Here is a 23,219-nt window from a genome sequence, read left to right on the forward strand (position 1 = left end):
AATGACAGGTGGAACAGCTTACATTATTTGATGACAGGCAGGAGAACATTCCCCTGGCCAGCCGGGTGCGCCCGGCTTCCCTGGAGGAATTCGCAGGCCAGAAGCATCTGCTGGGGCCGGGAAAAATGCTCCGGCAGCTGATCGAAAGGGATCAGATCTCCTCCATGATCTTCTGGGGGCCTCCGGGAGTGGGAAAGACAACGCTGGCCAGTATCATCGCCGGAAGGACGAAGGCGAATTTTATCAATTTCAGCGCCGTCACCAGCGGGATCAAGGAGATCAAAGAAGTCATGAACCAGGCGGAGGCCGCCCGCAGGATGGGAGAACGGACCGTTCTTTTTGTAGACGAGATCCACCGGTTTAATAAAGCGCAGCAGGACGCGTTTCTGCCCTTTGTAGAAAAAGGAAGCATCATCCTCATCGGGGCTACCACAGAGAATCCTTCCTTTGAAGTCAATGCGGCGCTTCTGTCCAGGTGCAAGGTATTTGTCCTGAAGGCGCTGGAAGAGGATGACCTGGTACAGCTTTTGTACCATGCGCTGAAGCATCCGAAGGGATTTGCAGACCAGAACGTGAAGATCACGGAAAGGCAGGTCCGCATGATCGCTGCATTTGCAAACGGCGACGCGCGAACGGCTCTGAATACCCTGGAGATGGCGGTGACCAATGCGGACATTACGCCGGAGGGCATGGTGGTGACCGAGGAAGGTCTGGCCCAGTGTATCAGCCGCAAGTCTCTGCTTTATGACAAAAACGGGGAAGAGCATTACAATCTGATCTCCGCCCTTCACAAATCCATGCGCAACAGTGACCCGGACGCTGCCATCTACTGGATGTGCCGGATGCTGGAGGGAGGAGAAAATCCTCTGTATATCGCAAGGCGTCTGATCCGGTTCGCAAGTGAAGACGTGGGGATGGCGGACAGCCAGGCCCTTCAGGTGGCTGTATCGGCTTACCAGGCCTGCCATTTTCTGGGAATGCCGGAATGCGACGTTCACCTGACCCATGCGGTTACCTACCTTGCGATGGCACCCAAATCCAATGCGCTGTACAAGGCCGTGGAGGCCTGCAAGCGGGATGTGAGAAACGGGCAGGCGGAGCCGGTGCCTCTGCAGCTTCGCAATGCACCCACCAGACTGATGAAGGAACTGGATTACGGGAAAGACTATCAGTACGCGCACGACACAGAGGAAAAGCTGACCCGGATGCAGTGCCTGCCGGACAGCCTTGCCGGAACCATCTATTACCATCCTACAGATCAGGGAAAGGAAGCTGCCGTAAAGGAACGGCTTCAGAAGATCAGAGACTGGAAAAATCAAAATGCATAATGGAGGGACAGCTATGGGAGAACACACAGTAAAACTTTATACCCGCCAGAATGACAAGACGCTGTATCAGCTGGAAAGAGACGGGCGGATCATCAATCAGAGAGTGTATGTGGAACTTCATTTTGGGGATATTGCTCCTCTTTTCATGGAAAGCTACGACTGGTTTACAAAGGAGGCGTCCAAAAGACTTCCAAAGCCTGAGGATGTGCATGCGCCCATCTGGTGTTCGATCAGTGTGGAAAACTGTTTAAAACCGATACCTGGGACTGTGGTCTATTGTCTGGAAGTGCCGGAGGATCAGGTCATTTACTTTGATGACGTAAAATGGGACTATGTGCTGAACCGGATCTATCTTCCCAAAGACGAAGAGGACAAGAAGGCTTACCGGCAGCATCTGAAAGACATCGGGGTGGAAAATGGATTTGAATTTCTTTCCGGAAAATATAAAGGAATGTTCCCGGAAGAGGAAGCCCGCATCCGGGAAAGCTGGAAACGGGCCTTTGAGATCGACAACTGGACGATCTTTAATGTATGCGGAAATATCTGGGAAATCAGGAAAGAATGGGTAAAAAAGATCGTTCATCCAGGAGAAAAGATAGAATAGGATGGAAATTCCCTCCATTATTATATATAATGGGGATGGGTCAAAGAGATTTTGTACCTGGAAGGAACGATAAAATACAAGATAAAAAGGAGAAGGTTTCATGGAAATTTTAAAGATCGAACAGGAATTAAGAGAAAACTCTTATCCGGGACGCGGGATTATCCTGGGAAAGAGCCCGGACGGGACCAAAGCGGCAGCGGCGTACTTTATCATGGGGAGAAGTGAGAACAGCCGGAACCGTATCTTTGTAGAAGACGGGGAGGGAATCCGCACGCAGGCCTTTGATCCGTCCAAGCTGACAGACCCGAGCCTGATCATCTATGCGCCGGTACGCGTACTTGGAAACAAGACCATCGTGACCAACGGCGACCAGACCGATACCATTTATGAAGGAATGGACCGTCAGCTTACCTTTGAACAGTCTTTAAGAAGCAGGGAGTTTGAGCCGGACGGCCCCAACTATACACCAAGGATCTCCGGTATCATGCACATTGAAAATGGAACATATAATTATGCGATGTCCATCTTAAAGAGCAGCGACGGATGTCCGGACAGCTGCCACAGGTTCACATTTGCCTATGAGAATCCGAAGGCCGGAGAGGGACATTTCATCCATACTTATCAGTGTGACGGCAATCCGCTTCCCAGTTATGAGGGCGAGCCGAAGAGAATCCAGATCCCGGACGATATTGACGCATTTACAGAGCTTTTGTGGAACAGCCTGAATGAAGACAACAAGGTATCCCTGTTTGTACGTTATATCGACATCGAGACAGGAACCTATGAGACCAGGATCGTAAATAAGAATCAGGCGGCGGACCTGTAAAAAGAGGAGGAGAAAGAGACATGAAAGAATTAGAATTAAAATATGGATGTAACCCGAACCAGAAACCGTCCAGGATCTACATGGTGGACGGGAGCGAACTTCCGATAAAAGTGCTGAACGGAAGACCGGGATACATCAATTTTCTGGATGCATTTAACGGCTGGCAGCTGGTCAGCGAGTTGAAAAAGGCGACCGGACTTCCGGCTGCAACTTCCTTTAAGCATGTTTCTCCTGCGGGAGCGGCGGTAGGCCTTCCCCTTTCAGAGACACTGGCAAAGATCTACTGGGTGGACGACCTGGGAGAACTCTCGCCTCTTGCCTGTGCCTATGCAAGAGCCAGAGGCGCGGACCGGATGTCTTCTTTTGGAGACTTTATCTCCCTGTCCGACGTCTGTGATGTGGACACGGCAAGACTGATCAAACGAGAGGTGTCCGACGGTGTGATCGCTCCGGGATACGAGCCGGAAGCGCTGGAGATCTTAAAGCAGAAGAAAAAAGGAAACTACAATGTGATCCAGATCGATCCGGATTACGTGCCGGCACAGCTGGAGCATAAAGATGTATACGGCATTACTTTTGAACAGGGAAGAAATGAACTGAAGATCGATGAAGATTTCTTCTCCAATATCGTAACAGAGAACAAAGAACTGACAGAGCAGGCAAAGATCGATCTTGCTATTTCCATGATTACCTTAAAATATACCCAGTCTAACTCTGTCTGCTTTGTAAAGGACGGACAGGCGATCGGTATCGGCGCTGGCCAGCAGTCCAGGATCCACTGTACCAGACTGGCAGGAAGCAAGGCGGATAACTGGTGGTTAAGACAGTCCCCGCAGGTAATGAATCTTCCGTTTGTAGATTCGATCCGCCGGGCAGACCGGGACAATGCGATCGATCTGTACATTGGCGAGGATTACATGGACGTACTCTCTGACGACGCATGGCCGGCGATCTTCAAAGAAAAACCGGAAGTGTTCACCCGTGAGCAGAAAAGAGAGTGGCTGGATAAGCTGACAGACGTATCTCTTGGATCCGATGCTTTCTTCCCGTTCGGAGACAATATCGAGAGAGCGCACAGAAGCGGTGTGAAATATGTGGCTCAGCCGGGCGGTTCTGTGAGAGACGACAATGTGATCGAAACCTGTAATAAATATGGAATGGTGATGTCCTTTACCGGCATCCGTCTGTTCCATCATTAATTGGCTGCTTTGATACAACCCTTTTTCCGGATTCCGGAAAAAGGGTTGTATATTTTGTGGAAATAGAATATAATGATAAAGTTGAATGCTGATTGTGCAAAAAAATCGGTAAATAAGCCAAATAATGGAGGAAGTATAAGCCATGGGAAAATATTTTGGAACAGATGGTTTTCGCGGCGAGGCCAATGAAGTCCTGACTGTGGAGCATGCATTTAAAGTAGGAAGATATCTGGGATGGTACTACGGGCAGGATCATAAGGCCAGAGTCGTCATCGGAAAGGACACCAGAAGAAGCAGCTATATGTTTGAGTATGCGCTGGCGGCAGGAATTACCGCTTCCGGAGCGGACGCCTATCTTCTTCACGTGACGACCACTCCCAGCGTATCCTATGTGACAAGGACCGAAGATTTTGACTGCGGGATCATGATCTCTGCCAGCCATAATCCTTATTATGACAACGGGATCAAGATCATTAACGGCAAAGGCCATAAGATGGAAGCGGAAGTAGAGGAAAAGATCGAAGCCTACATAGACGGCAAGGTGGGAGAACTTCCGCTGGCAAAAAAAGAAAACATCGGACGCACAGTGGATTATGCGGCAGGCCGGAACCGTTATATCGGACATCTGATCTCCCTGGCGACCCGTTCCTTTAAAAATATGCGGATCGGTCTGGACTGTGCCAACGGCAGCGCCTTTGCCATCGCAAAAAGCGTGTACGACGCTCTTGGCGCCAAGACCTATGTGATCAACAACGAGCCGGACGGAACCAACATCAATACCAACTGTGGTTCTACACACATTGAGGTTCTGCAGGAATATGTCAGAGAAAAGAATCTGGATATTGCATTTGCCTTTGACGGAGACGCGGACCGCTGTATCGCGGTGGATGAGAACGGGGAAGTCGTAAACGGCGACCTGATCCTCTATATCTGCGGAAAATACTTAAAAGAGCAGGGACGCTTAAATGGCGATACGATCGTAACGACCATCATGTCTAACCTGGGACTTTACAAAGCCTGTGATAAGGCGGGTATCCGGTATGAAAAGACGGCTGTGGGCGATAAATATGTCTATGAAAATATGGTGAAGAACAACTTCTGCCTGGGCGGCGAGCAGTCCGGACACATTATTTTCAGCAAGTATGCTACCACAGGAGACGGAATCCTGACCTCTCTGATGGTGATGGAAGTGGTGATGGAAAAGAAACAGACCCTTTCCAAGCTGGCCGAAGAAGTCAAGATCTATCCCCAGATACTGAAGAATGTACGGGTGGCAGATAAGAAGACGGCAAGAGAAAACCCGGAGGTGGTAAAGGCAGTGGATGCAGTTGCCAAGGCCCTGGGAGACGACGGACGTATCCTGGTGCGGGAAAGCGGCACAGAGCCGGTGATCCGTGTTATGGTGGAGGCTGCCACAGACGAGATCTGTGAGAAGTATGTAGACCAGGTGATCGATGTGATGAAGGCACAGAGACTGGTTACAGAGTAAAAAGAATAAGAAATAAAAAGGATACAAAAAAAGGATTCCCTCCTAGATGGAGTGGAATCCTTTTCCTATGATCTCGCTGGTATTGGATATCAGTAAGAATGCGTCCGGTGAATGTTCTTTGATGTAGTTCCGGAGCCGGATCGCTTCGATACGGCTTAGTACGGTGAGCACCAGATATTTGTCGTCTCCGGAAAACGCGCCCTGCGCCAGTACCACGGTGGCGCTCCGGTGCAGGTCTTCATTGATAAATTCACAGATTGGTTTCGGATCGGAACATACCACATTGAAATACTTGGAAAGGTTCAGACTCTCGATAAAACTGTCGATCATAAATGACCGGAGGAAGAGTCCGAGGAAAGAATACAGTCCGGTGGTGATGCCAAATGCGAAACAGCCGGCCAGTGTGATCAGGAAATCCGTGGCCAGCAGCGCCTTTCCGATGTCAATGCTGGTGTACTTTTTCATGATCATGGCGATAATATCCGTTCCGCCGCTGGAGGCCCCGATGTTAAAGAGGATCGCCGAGCCGACGGCCGGAAGAGCGATGGCAAAGATCAGCTCCAGGAAGGGCTGGTCTGTCAGCGGCTGCTGCATGGGACAGACACGGTCTAATAGCGATAAGGTGACAGACAACAGAATGCTGCTGTAGGCTGTGCCTGCGGCAAATCCTTTTCCCAGTACAAGGAAGCCGATCAGAAGAAGCAGCATGTTTGCCACAAAGGAGAAGTCACTGGCTGAGATCACGCCGGTCTTTGCGACCAGTACGGCCAGACCGGTGATACCGCCAAAAGTAAAGTTGTTGGTGAACTTAAAGAAATAAGTTCCAACTGCCATAATGAGGGTGCTTATTGTAAGCAGAAAAAAGTTTTTTGTTTTTGATTTCATTTTTATACATTCCCCAACGTATTTTTTCGGTTTGTAAATCCACCATGCATTGTAACGCCGGGCAGGCAAAAAGTCAACGAATCCGGCCGGATTTGAAAAAATTGTATGAGGAAGAAAGATCCGGCACATAATATCCTCTGTAAGGAGGAAGAAAACATGTATAAATATCTGCCGATCACAGATGTGTACGCAAGAGAAATCCTAGATTCCCGCGGAAATCCTACGGTAGAGGTGGAGCTGCTGGCAGGAGAGCGATACTGGGGAAGAGCGGCGGTCCCGTCCGGGGCTTCTACCGGAAAATATGAGGCTGCCGAGTTAAGAGATCAGGAAGCCAGATACGGAGGCCTTGGCGTACAGCAGGCGGTGGAGCATGTGAACGCCAGGATCGCCCCGGCGATCACGGATATGAATGTGTTTGACCAGGCGCTTCTGGACCATACCCTCTGCCGTCTGGACGGCACAAAGGACAAATCCGGCCTGGGCGCCAATGCCGTGCTGGGCGTATCCATGGCTGCGGCCAGGGCAGCGGCGGACGCGCTCCGGATGCCTTTGTATCTGTATCTGGGCGGAACCAATGCAAAGAAGATGCCGGTGCCTATGATGAATATTATGAATGGAGGCCGGCATGCGGACAATACCATAGATATCCAGGAGTTTATGATCATGCCGGCCGGCGCCTGCTGTTTCCGGGAAGGGCTTCGGATGTGCGCGGAAGTCTACCAGGCCCTGAAAGCAATCTTAAAAGAGGCGGGTCATCTTACGGCTGTGGGAGACGAAGGCGGATTTGCGCCCAATCTCCGGAATGCCGAAGAAGTGTTGGAGTATCTGACAAAGGCAGTAGAAAAGGCAGGATATCAGACCGGAAAAGATCTGAAGTTTGCGCTGGACGTGGCGGCTTCGGAGCTTTATGACCATCAGTTTAAGAAATATGTTTTCCAGGGAGAGGGGCAGATCCGTTCCATGGAAGAAATGGTTGATTATTATGCAGAGCTTGCGGAAGCATTTCCCATTGCCTCAATCGAAGACCCGCTGGACGAAGAGGACTGGGAGGGCTGGGAACTTCTGACGACCAGGCTGGGCATGCAGGTACAGCTGGTGGGGGACGATCTCTTTGTGACCAATACGGAACGGCTGAAACAGGGGATTGAGAAGGGAGCGGCCAATGCCGTACTGATCAAAGTGAATCAGATCGGTACGCTGACGGAGGCCTTTGACGCCATTGACATGGCGCACAGGGCCGGTTACCGGACGATCCTGTCCCACAGGTCCGGAGAAACAACAGATACGATCATTTCCGATATTGCCGTGGCATACGGATCCGGGCAGATCAAAGCCGGAGCGCCGTGCCGCGCAGAGCGGGTGGAAAAATACAACCGGCTCCTCCGGATCGAAGAACGCCTGGGAGACGCGGCGAAGTATCAGGATCCTTTTGCCTGAAAAGAAATCTGATCTGCCGCAAAATCTGCGCTTGCCTTACAGCCGCTCCTGTGATAGAATATACATGGTTTATCCGCAGGAGGTGTTGAAAGTGGAAATCTTAAAAACGATATTAATGATCATATTTGCAATAGACTGTATCGCATTGACGGCCATCGTCTTAATGCAGGAAGGAAAATCAGCAGGTCTTGGAACCATCGGCGGCATGGCTGACAGCTACTGGGGACAGAATAAAGGCCGTTCCATGGAAGGTACGCTGGTGAAATCCACAAAGTTCCTGGCGATCCTGTTTATTGTACTGGCGGCAGTGTTGAATTTGAAAGTATTTGCTTAATATTTGACGGCAGAAGAGAAAGAACAAGGACACTCCTTAATGTGGGGTGTCCTTTTCAAGTCCGGGGGAGAATAGATTCAGTGACAGATCAGTTTTTTGAAGAAAGAAAACAGAAAATATACCGCTTTATGCAGGATGGACTGTATGTTCCGATGAAGCAAAAAGAGATCGCCGCAGTTCTCCAGATCCCCAGGGAGGAACGGGATGAACTGCGAAAGATCCTGGAAGCGCTTACAGAGGAAGGGAAGATCACAGTCAGCAAGCGGGGAAAATACAGCCTGAGTAAAGAGATCAGACTGACCGGTGTCTTCCGCGCCAATCTGAAGGGATTCGGGTTTGTGACAGTGGAAGGGGAAGACGAGGATATTTATATCCGGGAAGATCAGACAAACGGGGCCATGGATAAAGACACGGTGGAAATCACTCTTACCAGAGCAGGCGGCGGCCGGCACCGGGAAGGACGGGTGCAGAAGATCGTGAAACGGGGCACCGCCAGGGTGGTGGGACTTTTTCAGATGAATCCGGGAAAGAACTATGGATTTGTGCTTCCTGATAATCAGAAGCTGTTCCACGATATCTTTATACCGGCAGAGCGGTCCATGGGAGCGGTGGACGGCCATAAGGTGGTGGCGGAGCTGACCTTCTATGGAGATGAGAAGAGGAAGCCGGAAGGAAAGATCGTAGAGATCCTGGGGCATGTCAATGATCCGGGAACGGATATCCTGTCCATTGTCAAGGCTTATGATCTGCCCGCCGAGTTTCCGGAAAAAGTCTTAAATCAGGCGGCCCGGGTGGCAAAGCCGGTCAGCGGGGCGGATATGGCAGGACGCAAAGATATCCGGGACTGGCAGATGGTGACGATAGACGGGGAGGACGCCAAAGATCTGGACGACGCGGTATCTCTTGTGAAAGAAGGAGATCATTACATCCTGGGCGTGCATATCGCCGACGTGGCAAATTATGTACAGGAGAACAGCGCTCTGGACCGGGAGGCCTATGAAAGAGGGACCAGTGTCTACCTGGTGGACCGGGTGATCCCCATGCTTCCCCATACATTGTCCAACGGCATCTGTTCTTTGAATGCAGGAGAGGACAGGCTGGCCTTAAGCTGCATCATGAAGATCGATCCGGCCGGCCATGTGATAGATCATGAGATCGCCGAGACGGTGATCCATGTAGACCGGCGTATGAGTTATACAGCGGTAAACAAGATCCTGGAGGATCAGGATCCGGAAGAGAGGGAAAAATACCGGGAGCTGGTTCCCATGTTTGAGAGAATGGGAGAACTGTCCCATATCATCCGGGAACGGCGAAAGAAAAGAGGCTCCATTGATTTTGATTTTCCGGAGACAAAAATGATCCTGAATGAAAAGGGAGAGCCGCTGGAACTGAAACCTTATGAGAGAAATACAGCCACCCGGCTGATCGAGGATTTTATGCTGCTGGCCAATGAGACGGTGGCAGAAGACTATTACTGGCAGGAACTGCCGTTTCTCTACCGCACCCATGAGGCGCCGGACGAAGAAAAGATCCGGGCCCTGGCTACCTTTATCCATAATTTCGGTTATTCCATGCATGTCGGGAACCGGGAGATCCGGCCGGGAGAGGTGCAGAAGCTTCTGACAAAAGTAGAAGGAACGCCGGAGGAGCCGTTGATCGCAAGGCTGGCTTTGCGTTCCATGAAGCAGGCCAGATATACAGAAGAAAATACCGGGCATTTCGGACTGGCGGCAAATTATTACACGCATTTTACATCCCCTATCCGCAGATATCCGGATCTGCAGATCCACAGGATCATCAAGGATCATCTGCGGGGAAGACTGAACGAAAAAAAGATGGAACATTATCGTTCGATCCTGCCGGAGGCGGCGAAGCATTCCAGCGAGACGGAGCGCAGAGCCGAGGAAGCGGAGCGGGAGACCATCAAGCTGAAAAAGGCAGAATACATGCAGAAGCGGATCGGAAAGGTGTATGAAGGCGTGATATCGGGCATTACCAAATGGGGCATGTATGTGGAACTGCCCAATACGGTGGAAGGCCTGGTCCATGTGGTCAGTATGAAGGACGACCACTATGAGTACGACGAGCGAAGCTATGAGCTGGCAGGTGTGCATACCGGCAGGCGTTACCGGCTGGGAGAGCGGATCTTTGTGCGGGTGACCGGCGCGGACCGGCTGCAGAGGACCGTTGATTTTGAGATTGCAGAGGAAGGAGAGGAAGACAATGGCGAAAAAAACAGGCATGAAACTGATCGCCAATAATAAGAAGGCATACCATGATTATTTCATCCTGGAGACGTATGAGGCGGGGATCGCCCTTCACGGAACGGAAGTGAAGTCTCTGCGCATGGGAAAGTGCAGCATCAAAGAGGCCTTTATCCGGGTGGAAAATGAAGAAGTGTTTATCTATGGCATGCATATCAGCCCTTATGAGAAGGGAAATATCTTTAATAAAGATCCGCTGCGCGTAAGGAAGCTCCTTCTTCACAAATATGAGATCCGCAAGCTTCTGGGGAAGACAAAAGAAAAGGGAATGACACTGGTACCCCTGAAGGTGTATCTGAAGGACAGCCTGGTAAAAGTAGAGATCGGTCTGGCCAAAGGTAAAAAATTATATGACAAACGCCAGGACATTGCGAAGAAGGATCAGCAAAGAGAGGCGCAGAGGGACTTCAAGGTCCGCAATTTCGGATAGGAGGAAGAACATGGTACCTGTAAAGAAAGAGGATTTAAGAACTCTGGTGACAGAGACTACAAAAGAAGTATATGAGGAGCTGACGCCCCATCTGGTCCAGCTTATCAATCAGACACACCGGAACCCCTCTCTGACGGAGGCACAGAAGCAGGACGAAATCTCCATACATATGATGGGATATGTGAAATCCTGTACCAATGAGATTATCATTGAGGTGCTGGCAGAGATCCTGGGGCTGGAGGATGAAGACGAAGAATAACGAGATGACGGCTACAATAAAAAACTACCGGCGGTTTCATATCGCCGGTAGTTTTTTCAGAATATTATGAGAAGAAAATTATTCGATTGTAATCAGCTTAGGCTGCTCTTCTTCGTGCTGCACCTCTTTTGGAATCTGCAGGGTCAGGACTCCGTCCTTAAAAGCGGCCTTGATATCATCCTGGGTAACTTCATCGCCTACATAGAAGCTACGGTTGCAGGTGCCGGTGTAACGCTCTTTGTGGATGCATTTTCCGTGGGCATCTTTTTCTTCTTTGGTCTCATTTTTGTGAGCGGTAATGGTAAGATACCCGTCCTTTAAGTCGGCTTTGATATCTTCCTTTGCATAGCCCGGCAGTTCCATTTCTACCATATAGTTATTGTCTTTTTCGTGGATATCCGTTTTCATAACCTGGCTGGATGTGCCGCTGTAAGAGCGGGTGAAGAACGGATCATCGAACATATCGTCAAATAAACTGTTAAAACCTCTGTTTGCAAGTAACATAATAATTACCTCCCTGAATCTGATTTATGATTTATTGATTATTGTCTGCATGGATAGAAATTCTATGTGATCGGGGACAGCTTTTGCTGTCCCCGGAATTTTAACCTTCGATCGCGATGCTGTTCCGGGCTTCCACGGCCTTGGCATCTTTTTTGGGGATGCAAAGTTTCAGGATACCGTCCTCAAACTTCGCTTTCACATCGGACTGCTCCACAGCGTCGCCTACATAGAAGCTTCTCTGCATTGCACCGGCATAACGCTCCTTGCGGATATATTTGCCTTTTTTGTCCTGCTCGTCTTTGTCAAGACCCTTGGAAGCGGAGATGGTCAGGTAGCCGTTGTTCAACTGTACGCTGATCTCATCTTTCTTGAATCCGGGCAGGTCCACGTCCAGTTCATAACCTTCGTCGTGTTCCCGGATATCGGTTTTCATCATATTCTTTGCATGCTTTCCATACAACGGGTTTTTGCGTCCGAAAAATTCTCTGTCGAACCGGTCAAACGGGAAATCCATCCAATCATCATCAAATAAGTTTTCTCCAAAAATACTAGGCATCATCATAAGTCATATCTCCTTTCATTTTGAAAACCAATATTATCAGCACTCTTGAAGTTATCTCAAGTGTCTTTTCTTTTGCTCTACGTGTACTATAACACACATTGTTAGCACTGTAAAGAGGTGAGTGCTAATATTTTTGTGAAAAAAGTGTGAACAAACATACTGTTAAAAAAATGCCGAAATTGTGTCCATGTTGTTGACACGTCCGGTTATCTCCGATATTCTTAATATTGTGTATTCTTTTATAAAGAAAGGAATAGGCTGATAAAAAAGAGGGGCGGAGTCTCAGGATGGAAAAACGGAAAAAATTTATCATAAATTTCTTATATTTTGCAATTATCATTGCCGCGATTTTCTTTGCGCTGCAATTTGCTTTATCATTGTTGTTTCCCTTTGTGGCCGCGCTTTTTATTGCTTATATCTTAAAGCATCCGATCAACTTTATTGCCAGAAAGACAAAAATGCCAAGAAAACTGGCGGCAATCCTTATGGTCCTGATCTTCTACGGCACCATCGGTACGTTCCTAGTGCTTGCCAGCATCCGCGCTTTTTCCTTTGCCACTGACCTTGTTCAGAGGCTGCCGTCCATCTTCCGGATTTATGTGAATCCGGTGCTGACGGATCTGTTCGATCAGCTGGAACAGGCGCTGGAACAGGCAGATCCGAATATTCTGGATACAGTGGATTATCTGTGGAGCCAGTTTATGCAGTCTTTGCGCAGCATCGTTTCCAATCTGTCACTGACCAGCATGGAAGCCATTTCCAATGTGGCCTCTTCGCTGCCGATGCTGTTTATAAAACTGCTTCTGATGGTGATCTCTACATTTTTTATTGCCATGGATTACGAGAGGCTGACCGGTTTTTGCATGCGCCAGTTGAATGGATGGGCCAGAGACATTTTCCTGCAGGTACAGAAATACGTGGTAGGCACATTGTTTGTCTGCATCCGGTCCTATGCCCTGATCATGAGTATTACATTTATGGAACTGTTCCTTGGCCTGTCTTTATTTGGGGTGGAATATGCGCTTTTGATCGCTCTTTGTATTGCGGTCTTTGATATCCTTCCGGTTCTGGGAACCGGTGGTATTATGATTCCCTGGGCTGTGATCACGGCGATCCTGGGAGATTATCCCATGGCGCTGAAATTATTCGGCCTCTATATTTTTATCACCATTGTGCGTAATATCATTGAGCCGAAGATTGTCGGCAGTCAGATCGGACTGCATCCGGTGGTGACCCTGGTCAGCATGTTTGCGGGCGTCCAGCTGTTTGGCGTGGTGGGATTGTTCGGATTCCCCATCGGGCTTTCGCTTCTGATGCATCTGAACCGGACCGGAACGATTAAGATCTTTAAGCTTACGGCTGAAGAGGAAAGCACATCCGGGGAAGAAGAAAGGGGATCAGAATCTCCTTGACAAGAGAAACAGGCGGTGCATATAATGAGGTTGGAACAAAGATCACGTCTGCACACCAGGAAAGACATGAGGGCTTGTACTGGTTTCGACGGGGGTCTGGAAGTTGGGGAAGCCATCCGTAGCGGGACACTACGTTAAAAGTTCCATCTAAATATAAACGCAGACGATAGACAGTTAGCGTACGCTGCCTAATCTGGCAGTAGTCGGCCTTAGGTCATCCGCTGCTTAAGTCACCGGCTTCAACGAGGCGGAGCACTTCACCTCCAAAGCTTTGAGGAGATGGAAGAATTTATGAAGCTACTGATATCTGTAACCTGTCATTAGGTGACGGATGGAGGGAATGTTAAAATAATGACTGTGATGGGAGATGCCCTGATGGATGGGCTTTCGGACGCGGGTTCGATTCCCGCCAGGTCCATTTTATGGCGGAAAGACAGAGGATTTGATATTCTCTGTCTTTTTTATAAATATAAAAGAAAGAAAATGATTTCACAGAACGGTCATATTTCCCTGATATGATGGGGAAAACGGAGGTAATTGCTATGGACAAGATTAAAATACTGGTAGTAGATGATGAAGCGAGGATGCGAAAGCTGGTCCGGGACTTTCTGGAAAGAGAAGGATTCCAGGTGCTCGAAGCGGGCGACGGCGCAGAGGCGATGGATCTTTTTTATGAAGAAAAAGAAATCTCTCTTGTGATCCTGGACGTGATGATGCCAAAGATGGACGGATGGCAGACCTTAAGAGAGATCCGGCAGAGTTCCCAGGTTCCGGTGATCATGCTGACGGCAAGATCCGAGGAACGGGACGAACTTCAGGGCTTTAAGCTTGGGGTGGACGAGTACATCTCCAAACCCTTCAGCCCCAAGATCCTGGTGGCGCGGGTGGAGGCCCTGCTCCGGAGAACGCAGAAAGGCGGACCGTCCGACGTTCTGTCAGCAGGCGGGATCACGGTAGACAAGACTGCGCATCTGGTAAAAATAGACGGGAAAGAGATCGAGCTCAGCTATAAAGAATTTGAACTTCTGACGTATTTTGTGGAGAATCAGGGAATCGCACTTTCCAGGGAGAAGATCCTGAACAGTGTGTGGAACTACGACTATTTTGGAGACGCCAGGACCATTGATACCCACGTCAAGAAGCTGCGCAGTAAAATGGGCGACAAAGGCAGCTATATCAAGACCATCTGGGGAATGGGCTATAAATTTGAGGTAGATGCATAAATGAAGTATTCGATCAAAAAGCAGATGATCGCCATTTTCATCGGACTTCTGGTGTGTATGGTGGCGGTCCTTCTGTTTATTAACATGACATTTCTGGAACCCTATTATATCCACAATAAAGAAAGCAGTTTTCAGGAAATGTATGAAGAACTGGGACAGGTGGTCGAGGATCAGTCTTATTCCGATGAAAAAGCCACCAGCGCGCTTCTTCGGGAGGCAGAGCGCAATAACATGTCATTTCTTATTGTGGACCGGGCCACCGGAAATAAATATACCAATGTACACAATGAAGATCTTTTGCTGAACCAGCTGCTGGGATATGTGATCAATCAGGCGCAGAAAAGCGGGAAAATGCTGGAGAGTACGGATCAATATCAGATGCTGCAGGCGCAGGACCCCTGGAACGAGACGGAATACCTGGTGATGTGGGGAAATTTTGACGACGGCAGCCAGTTTCTGATGCGCAGTCCTCTGGAGAGTATGCGGGAAAGCGCGGCGATATCCAACCGTTTTCTGATTTACATCGGATGTATCCTGATCTGTGTGGCAGGTGTGCTGGTCTGGTATTTTTCGAAAAAACTTACGGAGCCGATCCTGGAGCTTGCGGCGCTGTCCGATCAGATGGCAAATCTGAATTTCGAGGCAAAATACACCGGCGGAGGGCCCAATGAGATCGGGGAGCTGGGGGCAAACTTCAACCGGATGTCCGACAGGCTGGAACGGACGATTTCAGAACTGAAAAAAGCCAATAACAGTCTGCTTAAGGATATCGAGCAGAAAGAGAAGATAGAAGAAATGCGACAGGAATTCCTGGGAAATGTATCGCATGAACTGAAAACCCCCATCGCTTTGATCCAGGGATATGCGGAAGGGTTAAAAGACGGAGTCAGCGACGACCCGGAGAGCCGGGAATTTTATTGTGACGTGATCATGGATGAAGCCATGAAAATGAACCAGATGGTGAAAAATCTTCTGACGCTGAATCAGCTGGAATTCGGGGATGAAGACGTTGAGTTTGAGCGCTTTGACCTGGCGGCTCTTGTACGGGGGGTTCTCCAGAGCATGGAGATCCTGGCGTCCCAGGATTCTCTTCAGGTGGAGTTCCGCCAGGAAGAGCCGGTGTATGTCTGGGCGGATGAGTTTAAGACAGAGCAGGTGATCCGCAATTATGTAAGCAATGCATTTCATCATGCATCGGGAGAAAAAGTGATCGAAGTAAAGATCGTGGTGGAAGGCAAGAAAGCAAGGACCAGCGTGTTTAACACGGGAACCCCGATCCCGGAAGAGGATATAAGCCACATCTGGGAGAAATTTTACAAGGTGGACAAGGCGCACACCAGAGAATATGGCGGCAACGGCATCGGATTATCGATCGTTAAGGCGATTATGGAGTCGTTCCACCAGCAATATGGAGTGAAGAATTATGACAACGGTGTTGAATTCTGGTTTGAACTTGATGTAGAATAAAAAACAATACAGGGCATAGTTTTTCTTTGCCCAAATATGCGGCGGAAAAGGAGTAAGATCATTGATAGCGATCATAGACTACGATGCGGGAAATATCAGGAGTGTAGAAAAAGCATTAAAATTTCTGGGTCAGGACGTGAAGATCACCAGAGATCCGGAGGAGATCCTAAGTGCGGAAAAAGTGATCCTGCCGGGAGTGGGAGCTTTTGGAGACGCCATGGGAAAGTTAAAGGAGTACGGGCTTGACCAGGTGATCCGAAAGACAGCCGGGAAGGGGACGCCTTTTCTTGGAATCTGCCTGGGGCTGCAGCTTCTGTTTGAAAGAAGTGATGAGGCGCCGGGAGTGGAAGGGCTTGGGATCCTGAAAGGCGAGATCTTAAGACTGCCGGAAAAAGAGGGCTACAAGATTCCGCATATGGGATGGAATTCCCTGGAACTGGTCCATAACGGCAGGCTGTTCCGGGATCTGCCGGAAGATCCTTATGTGTATTTTGTGCATTCTTATTATCTGAAAGCAGCGGATGAAACGATCGTAAAAGCCCGGACAGAATACACGACTGCCATTGATGCTTCCGTGGAACAGGGAAATGTATTTGCCTGCCAGTTCCATCCGGAAAAGAGCAGCGAAACGGGACTGAAGATCCTGAAGAACTTTGTGGAATTAGAAGGATAGGGGGAACAGCATGCATACGAAACGGATCGTTCCCTGCCTGGACGTACATAACGGCCGGGTAGTCAAGGGAGTGAATTTTGTAGATTTAAAGGATGCCGGGGATCCGGTGGAGATTGGAAAGGCCTATGACAAGGCCGGCGCGGACGAGCTGGTCTTTCTGGATATTACGGCGTCTTCTGATGCAAGAAGCACGGTGGTCGATATGGTGCGCCGGGTGGCGGAAACAGTGTTTATTCCCTTTACCGTTGGAGGCGGCATCCGTACTGTGGAGGATTTTAAAGCGCTTCTTCGGGAAGGGGCGGACAAGATCTCGATCAATTCTTCCGCGATCAACACGCCGGAGCTGATCTCAGAAGCTGCCGACAAGTTCGGAAGCCAGTGCGTGGTGGTGGCCATTGACGCGAAACGTCGGGAAGACGGCGGGTGGAACATTTACAAAAACGGCGGCCGGATCGACGTGGGCATCGATGCGGTGGAATGGGCGGCCCGGGTTGAGAAGCTGGGGGCAGGAGAGATCCTTCTGACCAGTATGGACTGTGACGGCACCAAGGCCGGGTATGACCTGGAGCTTACCAGAGCGATCGCAGAGATGGTAAATATTCCGGTGATCGCAAGTGGCGGCGCCGGTACGATGGAACATTTTTATGAAGCGCTGACCGAAGGAAAGGCAGATGCGGCTCTGGCGGCTTCGTTATTTCACTATAAAGAGCTGGAAATCCGGCAGGTAAAGGAGTATCTGCGGGACAAAGGAGTGCCGGTGCGCCTGTAAGAGCGGGCAGCAAAGGGACGGACGGCAGAAAGAAAAGGACAGGAAGAAAAGGACAGGAAGGAAATCAGAGTATGGGAGCGATCACGAATGACTGGCTGGAAGCTCTGCAGGGAGAGTTTCGCAAGCCCTATTATAAACAATTGTTTGAGACGGTGAACCGGGAATACCGGACAAGGCAGATTTTCCCGCCTGCAGACGACATTTTCAATGCGTTTCATCTGACGCCGCTCCACAGCGTGAAAGCGGTGATCCTGGGGCAGGATCCCTATCACAACTACGGACAGGCCCATGGCCTTTGCTTTTCTGTTAAAAAGGGCGTGGCGGTCCCGCCGTCTCTGGTGAATATTTATCAGGAACTGCATGATGATCTGGGGTGCCGGATCCCGGATCACGGATGCCTGACTAAATGGGCCGAGCAGGGGGTGCTGATGCTGAATACGGTGCTGACAGTCCGTGCCCACCAGGCAAATTCCCACCGGGGGATCGGATGGGAGGAGTTCACCGATGCGGCGATCCGGGCGCTGAACGAACAGGACCGGCCCATTGTGTTTATCCTGTGGGGAAGTCCGGCGCAGAAGAAGGCTTCTATGCTGAACAATCCGAAGCATCTGATCCTGAAAGCGCCGCATCCCAGTCCGCTTTCTGCATACAGAGGATTTTTCGGCAGCAGGCCTTTCAGTCAGACGAATGCGTTTCTGGAAGCGCATGGAGTGGAGCCGGTGGACTGGCAGATCGAGTAATTCGTTACAAAAATATTAATTTTCGTGTCATTTTATGCCAAGTGGTTGAAATCGTATCATCCATTTGGCATAATTATTAGATGAGTAATTATTTAATGTTATGAAAAAGGGAATACATTATGACAAGGGAATTAAAAATCAGAAGTATCATATACGGAGCCGGGGTGGCGGTATATTTATGCGCGATCCTGGTGACCATGAATTATACACTGCCGGACATGGCCCGGTTTGTGTGGTTTCTGATCTCATATCTGCTGATCGGCTTTGACGCATTTCGAAAGCTGGAAGAGAATTTTTGCCAGAAAAAATTCCTGACAGAGTATACGCTGATGGTCCTTGCGACGATCGGCGCTTTTGGCGTGGGGCGCTATGTGGAAGGCGTGCTGGTCATGCTGCTGTTTGAACTGGGAATGATGTTTGAAGCGTACACTACGGACAATGCCAAGAGATCGATCGAAAGCATGATCAATATCCGTCCGGAATTCGCGACCCGCAAGGTGCGAGGGAAGGAATTCAAGGTGGACCCGGCTGCGTTAAAGATCGGACATACGATCGTGATCCGTCCGGGCGAGAGGATACCGGTGGATGCGGTTGTCACCTCCGGTACTTCCAGTATCGATACCAAAGCGCTGACCGGTGAATCCATGCCCCAGACTGTCTGGCCGGGCGACCGCATTTACAGTGGATGTATCAATCTGAGCGCAGTTATCGAAGCAAAGGTTACTGCTCTTTACGTGGATTCTACGGTATCCAGAATCATGGAAATGGTAGAGGATGCCCAGAATCAGAAGGCGGAGAGTGAGAATTTCGTAACCCGTTTTTCCAAAATATATGTGCCGGTCATGCTGATCTGCTCACTGGCAGTGATGATCTATCCGCCGCTTACCTTTTCTTACGGAAACTGGGACACCTGGATTTACCGTGGACTGATCTTTCTGATCATCGCCTGCCCGACAGGACTTGTGATGTCGGTGCCCATTGCGTTTCTTGGAGGGATCGCCTCAGCCGCCCGTCACGGGATCGTGGTGAAGGGCGGAAATTATCTGGAAGACCTGGCAAAGGCGGATACCTTTATCTTTGATAAAACCGGTACGCTGACAGAAGGCGTGTTCCGGGTGACAGAGGTGAAGCCTGTGGGGATGAGCGAGCAGGAACTTCTGCGGATCGCCGCGCATGTGGAGTGCCACTCGAATCATCCGATCGCCCAGTCTCTGAAAGAGGCTTATCAGGGAGAGATCCAGGAAACAAAAGTCTACCGGATGCGGGAGATCCCGGGTTACGGCGTAAATGCGACCTTTGAGGGAAACCGTGTATATATTGGAAATAAGAGGCTGATGGAGCGCCAGAAGGTGGACTATGACGAGGTGAAGAAGACAGGAACACCGGTGTATGTCGCCATCGGGGATAAATATGCCGGATACATACTGATCGCCGACCAGGTGAAAGAAGATGCCAAACCAACGCTTCAGTATCTGCAGGAACGGTGCAGGGCGGTGCTCGTCATGCTGACCGGAGACACCGAGGGCGCCAGCAAAGAAGTGGCAAAGGAAATGAAGATGGATTATGCCTATACCAATCTGATGCCGGAAGACAAGCTGGAGCAGCTGGAGGACTTTATGGGGCTGCAGGACAGCGGCGAGAAGCTGGTATGTGTCGGCGACGGTATCAATGACGCTCCGGTGCTTGCAAGAGCGGATGTGGGAATCGCCATGGGAGCGCTCGGGTCCGCGGCGGCGGTGGAAGCAGCGGATGTGATCCTGATGGAAGATGAATTGTCCAGGATCGTGGACGCCATCAAGATCGCCAAAGAGACTCTCCGGGTAGTCAGCCAGAATATTACATTTGCCATGGTGGTAAAAGTATTGATCCTGATCCTTGCGGCAGTAGGGTACTTCGGTATGTGGGAGGCGATCCTCGCCGAGGTAGGAGTGATGTTTGTGGTCATCCTGAATGCAGTGTGGGTGGTAAGATATCAGGTATAGGAGACAGATGGTATGAAATTAAAAAGTTTATTTGCAGGGACTGCCCTGCTTTTGGCGCTTTCACTGACTGGTTGTTCCGGATCTGTGGAAAAAGGACTGGAATATCTGGAAGCGGGCGAGTTTGAAAGCGCGGCGGAAGAGTTCCAGGCAGCCGCAGAGAAAGACAAAGATGCCGCAGAGGCGTTCCGCGGACTGGGAATCGCGAAATGGGAGCTGGAAGATTATGAAGGCGCCCGCGATGCGTTCAAGTCTGCGTTGGACAACGGCGCCGACAAGACGGGGACACTCTATAATTTTATCGGCTGCTGCGACCTTCGCCTCGGCGATCCGTCTTCGGCTCTGAATTATTTCAATCTTGGCATCAGCCAGGAGGGAAACAGCGAGGAGCTTCTTCAGGAGATGAAGTTTAATGTGATCGCGGCATATGAAGGAATGGAAGATTTTGAGAGCGCAAAGACGAAGCTGAAAGAGTATCTGGAAGAGTATCCGGATGATGAACAGGCGCAGAAGGAAATGACATTTCTGGAGACCAGATAGGACGTGGGATATGATTGAGACTGCAAAAGAAAGAGAGCGGGTGATCCTGGTGGGGGTTAGCCTTTCGGATCCGAAGGATGCCAGAAGGTCGCTGGAGGAGCTGGAAGAGCTGGCGGCCACCGCAGGGGCCGAAACCGCAGGATATGTGATACAGAGCCGGGAGCAGACGCACCCGGCTACTTACGTTGGAAAAGGAAAGATCGAGGAGATCCGGGATCTTTTGTGGGAACTGGAGGCAACGGGGATCATCTGTGATGATGAATTGTCTCCGGTACAGATGAAGAACCTTCAGGACGAACTGAATACGAAGGTGATGGACCGGACGCTTTTGATCCTTGACATTTTTGCAGGAAGAGCTTCCACAAGCGAAGGAAAGATCCAGGTGGAGCTGGCCCAGCTGAAATACCGGCAAACCAGGCTGACCGGATTCGGAACGGCCATGTCGAGGCTTGGCGGCGGGATCGGCACCAGAGGACCGGGAGAAAAGAAGCTGGAAATGGACCGGCGGCTGATCAAGAGCCGGATCGCCCAGCTGAACCGGGAGTTAAAAGCGGTCAAACGGCACCGGGAGGTTACGAGAGAGCAGAGAAGTAAGAGCCGGATTCCGGTAGCCGCGATTGTGGGATATACGAATGCCGGGAAATCCACACTTTTAAATACGCTGACCGGCGCCGGGATCCTGGCGGAAGATCAGCTTTTTGCAACCCTGGATCCGACGACCCGGGAGCGGAAGCTTCCCAGCGGACAAAAGATCCTTCTGACGGATACAGTGGGATTTATCCGGAAACTGCCCCATCATCTGATCGATGCATTCCGCAGTACGCTGGAGGAGGCAAAATATGCGGATCTGATCCTGCATGTGGTGGATGCGTCCAGCCCGCAGATGGATGAGCAGATGTATACGGTTTACGAGACGCTTCGGAATCTGGAGATCACAGATAAACCGGTGATCACGGTATTTAATAAGAAAGACAGGCCCGGATTTGATGAGATGGCCCGAGATTTCCGTGCAGATCACACGGTACGGATCTCGGCAAAGAGCGGAGACGGCCTGGACGAGCTGCTGGCAGCCATTGAGACCGTGCTCCGGCAGCAGAAGATTTACATCGAAGATCTGTATTCTTACCAGGAAGCTGCAAAGATCCAGCTGATCCGGAAATACGGCGAACTGCATTCCGAAGAATACCGGGAGGACGGGATCTTTGTGCAGGCATTTGTTCCCGTAGAGATTTACGAAAAAGTAAAAGGAAATTCCGGGGAGTAGCAGCTTACGAAAGCGCAAGGGTCTCCCGGGGGGATTCCTGAAATAATTTTTTGTAGGAACGGGAAAACGTAGAGTAATCCCGGAAGCCGCAGTCAAAACAGACCTGTGTGCTGGGAACGCCGGACAGGATCAGTTCCCTGGCAAGCAGAAGCCGCTTCTGCGTGATATATTGCCCCAGCGTGTAACCGGTCTCCTGCTTGAAAAGCCGCATCATATAATATTTGCTGATAAAAAACCGGCCGGCCAGTCCGTCAATGGTCAGATCTTCAGACAGATGATCATTGACATACTGCAGGATCTCCTGAATCTTCAGATTATAATTCTGCGTATCAATAAACTCCAGCCGGTTTTTCCGCGCCGCCCGGTTCAAATGGATCATAAACTCCAGGAAAAGAACCTGCCGGTAAAGCTCCGAAGCATAGCCGTCATCCGAAAAAGAATGCTCCAGGCGCATGATCGAACGGAAAAGAGAACTCTTTTCCAGAGAAGAAATACGCAGCACATTGGAATGTTCCAGTTCTGCCTTCCGGAAACAAAAACTTAAGTCATAGGAATCCGTATGGTAGGCATCCATAAAATTCGGAGAAATATAGACGATGATCCGCTCATAAAGCACAGAATTATCCACGGAAAGCCGATGAATGTCCCCGTGCCGCACAAGCACAATATCATAAGGCTTCAGGGCATAAGACTTTCCCTCGATCATATAGCTGACATTTCCCTTAATAAAAATCGTAATCTTATCAAAATCATGATAGTGGTAGGCAATCTCATGCGTTTCCCGGTCGGTCAGATGAAAAAGCCGGAATTCACTGTTGAGATAGCCTTTTTTTGTATACATTTCCATAAAAAACTCCATTTGGGTACAGGGTAAAATGCAATTTGGTACAGGGCAAAACGCAATTTGGGACGTAGTCCTTTGCAAAAGGACTACGTCCCAAATGTACCACGAAAGAGCAGGATTTGCAATATATACAGCATGATTTGTGTTGTATTGGGAAATAATGCCTGATATGATAAGGATAGAGTGT

Annotated in this window: 23 protein-coding genes and 1 other RNA gene; 20 read left to right on the plus strand and 4 right to left on the minus strand. The window is 49.9% G+C overall.

Features of this window, described 5'->3' with window-relative positions; all coding sequences use genetic code 11:
- Nucleotides 1-8 precede the first annotated feature (8 nt).
- The 5 genes from H6A13_RS06380 to glmM all read left to right on the plus strand — a co-directional run bounded on the left by H6A13_RS06380 (nucleotide 9) and on the right by glmM (nucleotide 5,446).
- Nucleotides 9-1,328 carry an AAA family ATPase gene (locus H6A13_RS06380; protein ID WP_204908782.1) on the plus strand — a complete coding sequence of 440 codons (1,320 nt, stop codon included), beginning with the start codon at nucleotides 9-11 and terminating at the stop codon, nucleotides 1,326-1,328.
- Between the two features lie 13 nt (nucleotides 1,329-1,341).
- Nucleotides 1,342-1,932 (plus strand): DUF3841 domain-containing protein, encoded by a 591-nt coding sequence (locus H6A13_RS06385; protein ID WP_204908783.1) that lies wholly within the window; start codon nucleotides 1,342-1,344, stop codon nucleotides 1,930-1,932.
- Between the two features lie 100 nt (nucleotides 1,933-2,032).
- Nucleotides 2,033-2,758, plus strand: coding sequence for an IMP cyclohydrolase (locus H6A13_RS06390; RefSeq protein ID WP_204908784.1), 726 nt, complete (start codon nucleotides 2,033-2,035; stop codon nucleotides 2,756-2,758).
- Between the two features lie 20 nt (nucleotides 2,759-2,778).
- Nucleotides 2,779-3,957, plus strand: coding sequence for a phosphoribosylaminoimidazolecarboxamide formyltransferase (locus tag H6A13_RS06395; protein ID WP_204908785.1), 1,179 nt, complete (start codon nucleotides 2,779-2,781; stop codon nucleotides 3,955-3,957).
- A gap of 142 nt (nucleotides 3,958-4,099) precedes the next feature.
- A complete protein-coding gene (gene glmM, locus H6A13_RS06400; protein WP_204908786.1) occupies nucleotides 4,100-5,446 on the plus strand; it encodes a phosphoglucosamine mutase in 1,347 nt (448 codons plus the stop codon).
- Between the two features lie 42 nt (nucleotides 5,447-5,488).
- Here the strand turns inward: glmM and H6A13_RS06405 are convergent, their stop codons facing one another.
- The gene (locus tag H6A13_RS06405) at nucleotides 5,489-6,331 is read right to left on the minus strand and encodes a YitT family protein (protein ID WP_204908787.1); all 843 of its coding nucleotides are present in this window, start codon (nucleotides 6,329-6,331) and stop codon (nucleotides 5,489-5,491) included.
- Nucleotides 6,332-6,487: 156 nt separating this feature from the next.
- Between H6A13_RS06405 and eno the strand changes: the two genes are divergently transcribed.
- The 5 genes from eno to H6A13_RS06430 all read left to right on the plus strand — a co-directional run bounded on the left by eno (nucleotide 6,488) and on the right by H6A13_RS06430 (nucleotide 11,055).
- Complete coding sequence (gene eno / locus H6A13_RS06410) at nucleotides 6,488-7,768, plus strand: phosphopyruvate hydratase (RefSeq protein ID WP_204908788.1); 1,281 nt, start codon at nucleotides 6,488-6,490, stop codon at nucleotides 7,766-7,768.
- A gap of 91 nt (nucleotides 7,769-7,859) precedes the next feature.
- On the plus strand, nucleotides 7,860-8,102 hold the full coding sequence (secG, locus tag H6A13_RS06415) for a preprotein translocase subunit SecG (protein WP_204908789.1): 243 nt from the start codon (nucleotides 7,860-7,862) through the stop codon (nucleotides 8,100-8,102).
- 80 nt (nucleotides 8,103-8,182) lie between these two features.
- Entirely contained in the window at nucleotides 8,183-10,363 is a 2,181-nt protein-coding gene (rnr, locus tag H6A13_RS06420) for a ribonuclease R (protein ID WP_204908790.1), read from the plus strand.
- On the plus strand, nucleotides 10,326-10,796 hold the full coding sequence (gene smpB / locus H6A13_RS06425) for an SsrA-binding protein SmpB (protein ID WP_204908791.1): 471 nt from the start codon (nucleotides 10,326-10,328) through the stop codon (nucleotides 10,794-10,796). The genes rnr and smpB overlap by 38 nt, the downstream gene beginning before the upstream one ends.
- Before the next feature lie 10 nt (nucleotides 10,797-10,806).
- Complete coding sequence (locus tag H6A13_RS06430; protein WP_204908792.1) at nucleotides 10,807-11,055, plus strand: hypothetical protein; 249 nt, start codon at nucleotides 10,807-10,809, stop codon at nucleotides 11,053-11,055.
- 78 nt (nucleotides 11,056-11,133) lie between these two features.
- Here H6A13_RS06430 and H6A13_RS06435 read toward each other — a convergent pair whose 3' ends face one another.
- Nucleotides 11,134-11,559 carry an Hsp20/alpha crystallin family protein gene (locus tag H6A13_RS06435; protein WP_204908793.1) on the minus strand — a complete coding sequence of 142 codons (426 nt, stop codon included), beginning with the start codon at nucleotides 11,557-11,559 and terminating at the stop codon, nucleotides 11,134-11,136.
- A gap of 100 nt (nucleotides 11,560-11,659) precedes the next feature.
- The gene (locus H6A13_RS06440) at nucleotides 11,660-12,121 is read right to left on the minus strand and encodes an Hsp20/alpha crystallin family protein (RefSeq protein WP_204908794.1); all 462 of its coding nucleotides are present in this window, start codon (nucleotides 12,119-12,121) and stop codon (nucleotides 11,660-11,662) included.
- A 287-nt stretch (nucleotides 12,122-12,408) separates the two neighbouring features.
- Between H6A13_RS06440 and ytvI the strand changes: the two genes are divergently transcribed.
- From ytvI to hflX, 10 genes are all read left to right on the plus strand, one after another.
- The gene (gene ytvI / locus H6A13_RS06445) at nucleotides 12,409-13,533 is read left to right on the plus strand and encodes a sporulation integral membrane protein YtvI (protein ID WP_204908795.1); all 1,125 of its coding nucleotides are present in this window, start codon (nucleotides 12,409-12,411) and stop codon (nucleotides 13,531-13,533) included.
- A 70-nt stretch (nucleotides 13,534-13,603) separates the two neighbouring features.
- Nucleotides 13,604-13,954, plus strand: a transfer-messenger RNA (tmRNA) gene (gene ssrA, locus H6A13_RS06450).
- Nucleotides 13,955-14,075: 121 nt separating this feature from the next.
- Entirely contained in the window at nucleotides 14,076-14,756 is a 681-nt protein-coding gene (locus tag H6A13_RS06455) for a response regulator transcription factor (RefSeq protein ID WP_204908796.1), read from the plus strand.
- Nucleotides 14,757-16,223 carry a sensor histidine kinase gene (locus tag H6A13_RS06460; protein WP_204908797.1) on the plus strand — a complete coding sequence of 489 codons (1,467 nt, stop codon included), beginning with the start codon at nucleotides 14,757-14,759 and terminating at the stop codon, nucleotides 16,221-16,223.
- 61 nt (nucleotides 16,224-16,284) lie between these two features.
- The gene (gene hisH, locus H6A13_RS06465; protein ID WP_204908798.1) at nucleotides 16,285-16,896 is read left to right on the plus strand and encodes an imidazole glycerol phosphate synthase subunit HisH; all 612 of its coding nucleotides are present in this window, start codon (nucleotides 16,285-16,287) and stop codon (nucleotides 16,894-16,896) included.
- A gap of 10 nt (nucleotides 16,897-16,906) precedes the next feature.
- Nucleotides 16,907-17,665: an imidazole glycerol phosphate synthase subunit HisF gene (gene hisF, locus H6A13_RS06470; protein WP_204908799.1), complete on the plus strand. Its 759-nt coding sequence runs from the start codon at nucleotides 16,907-16,909 to the stop codon at nucleotides 17,663-17,665.
- A gap of 71 nt (nucleotides 17,666-17,736) precedes the next feature.
- Entirely contained in the window at nucleotides 17,737-18,405 is a 669-nt protein-coding gene (locus tag H6A13_RS06475) for a uracil-DNA glycosylase (protein ID WP_204908800.1), read from the plus strand.
- A gap of 119 nt (nucleotides 18,406-18,524) precedes the next feature.
- Complete coding sequence (locus tag H6A13_RS06480) at nucleotides 18,525-20,387, plus strand: heavy metal translocating P-type ATPase (RefSeq protein ID WP_204908801.1); 1,863 nt, start codon at nucleotides 18,525-18,527, stop codon at nucleotides 20,385-20,387.
- 12 nt (nucleotides 20,388-20,399) lie between these two features.
- Nucleotides 20,400-20,924, plus strand: coding sequence for a tetratricopeptide repeat protein (locus tag H6A13_RS06485; RefSeq protein ID WP_204908802.1), 525 nt, complete (start codon nucleotides 20,400-20,402; stop codon nucleotides 20,922-20,924).
- 10 nt (nucleotides 20,925-20,934) lie between these two features.
- Nucleotides 20,935-22,188, plus strand: coding sequence for a GTPase HflX (hflX, locus tag H6A13_RS06490; protein WP_204908803.1), 1,254 nt, complete (start codon nucleotides 20,935-20,937; stop codon nucleotides 22,186-22,188).
- 4 nt (nucleotides 22,189-22,192) lie between these two features.
- Here the strand turns inward: hflX and H6A13_RS06495 are convergent, their stop codons facing one another.
- The gene (locus tag H6A13_RS06495) at nucleotides 22,193-23,035 is read right to left on the minus strand and encodes an AraC family transcriptional regulator (RefSeq protein WP_204908804.1); all 843 of its coding nucleotides are present in this window, start codon (nucleotides 23,033-23,035) and stop codon (nucleotides 22,193-22,195) included.
- Nucleotides 23,036-23,219 lie beyond the last annotated feature (184 nt).

Origin of the sequence: Mordavella massiliensis, from assembly GCF_016902415.1 — a bacterium.
Lineage (GTDB): Bacteria > Bacillota > Clostridia > Lachnospirales > Lachnospiraceae > Merdimonas > Merdimonas faecigallinarum.

Coding starts and splice junctions, on each gene's coding strand:
- H6A13_RS06430 (WP_204908792.1), top strand. CDS start 10,807: ATGGTACCTGTAAAGAAAGAGGATTTAAGAACTCTGGTGACAGAGACT.
- hisF (WP_204908799.1), top strand. CDS start 16,907: ATGCATACGAAACGGATCGTTCCCTGCCTGGACGTACATAACGGCCGG.
- H6A13_RS06480 (WP_204908801.1), top strand. CDS start 18,525: ATGACAAGGGAATTAAAAATCAGAAGTATCATATACGGAGCCGGGGTG.
- H6A13_RS06485 (WP_204908802.1), top strand. CDS start 20,400: ATGAAATTAAAAAGTTTATTTGCAGGGACTGCCCTGCTTTTGGCGCTT.
- H6A13_RS06460 (WP_204908797.1), top strand. CDS start 14,757: ATGAAGTATTCGATCAAAAAGCAGATGATCGCCATTTTCATCGGACTT.
- H6A13_RS06385 (WP_204908783.1), top strand. CDS start 1,342: ATGGGAGAACACACAGTAAAACTTTATACCCGCCAGAATGACAAGACG.
- H6A13_RS06405 (WP_204908787.1), bottom strand. CDS start 6,331: ATGAAATCAAAAACAAAAAACTTTTTTCTGCTTACAATAAGCACCCTC.
- H6A13_RS06435 (WP_204908793.1), bottom strand. CDS start 11,559: ATGTTACTTGCAAACAGAGGTTTTAACAGTTTATTTGACGATATGTTC.
- smpB (WP_204908791.1), top strand. CDS start 10,326: ATGGCGAAAAAAACAGGCATGAAACTGATCGCCAATAATAAGAAGGCA.
- hflX (WP_204908803.1), top strand. CDS start 20,935: ATGATTGAGACTGCAAAAGAAAGAGAGCGGGTGATCCTGGTGGGGGTT.
- H6A13_RS06475 (WP_204908800.1), top strand. CDS start 17,737: ATGGGAGCGATCACGAATGACTGGCTGGAAGCTCTGCAGGGAGAGTTT.
- H6A13_RS06390 (WP_204908784.1), top strand. CDS start 2,033: ATGGAAATTTTAAAGATCGAACAGGAATTAAGAGAAAACTCTTATCCG.
- glmM (WP_204908786.1), top strand. CDS start 4,100: ATGGGAAAATATTTTGGAACAGATGGTTTTCGCGGCGAGGCCAATGAA.
- H6A13_RS06440 (WP_204908794.1), bottom strand. CDS start 12,121: ATGATGATGCCTAGTATTTTTGGAGAAAACTTATTTGATGATGATTGG.
- ytvI (WP_204908795.1), top strand. CDS start 12,409: ATGGAAAAACGGAAAAAATTTATCATAAATTTCTTATATTTTGCAATT.
- H6A13_RS06455 (WP_204908796.1), top strand. CDS start 14,076: ATGGACAAGATTAAAATACTGGTAGTAGATGATGAAGCGAGGATGCGA.
- H6A13_RS06395 (WP_204908785.1), top strand. CDS start 2,779: ATGAAAGAATTAGAATTAAAATATGGATGTAACCCGAACCAGAAACCG.
- eno (WP_204908788.1), top strand. CDS start 6,488: ATGTATAAATATCTGCCGATCACAGATGTGTACGCAAGAGAAATCCTA.
- H6A13_RS06495 (WP_204908804.1), bottom strand. CDS start 23,035: ATGGAAATGTATACAAAAAAAGGCTATCTCAACAGTGAATTCCGGCTT.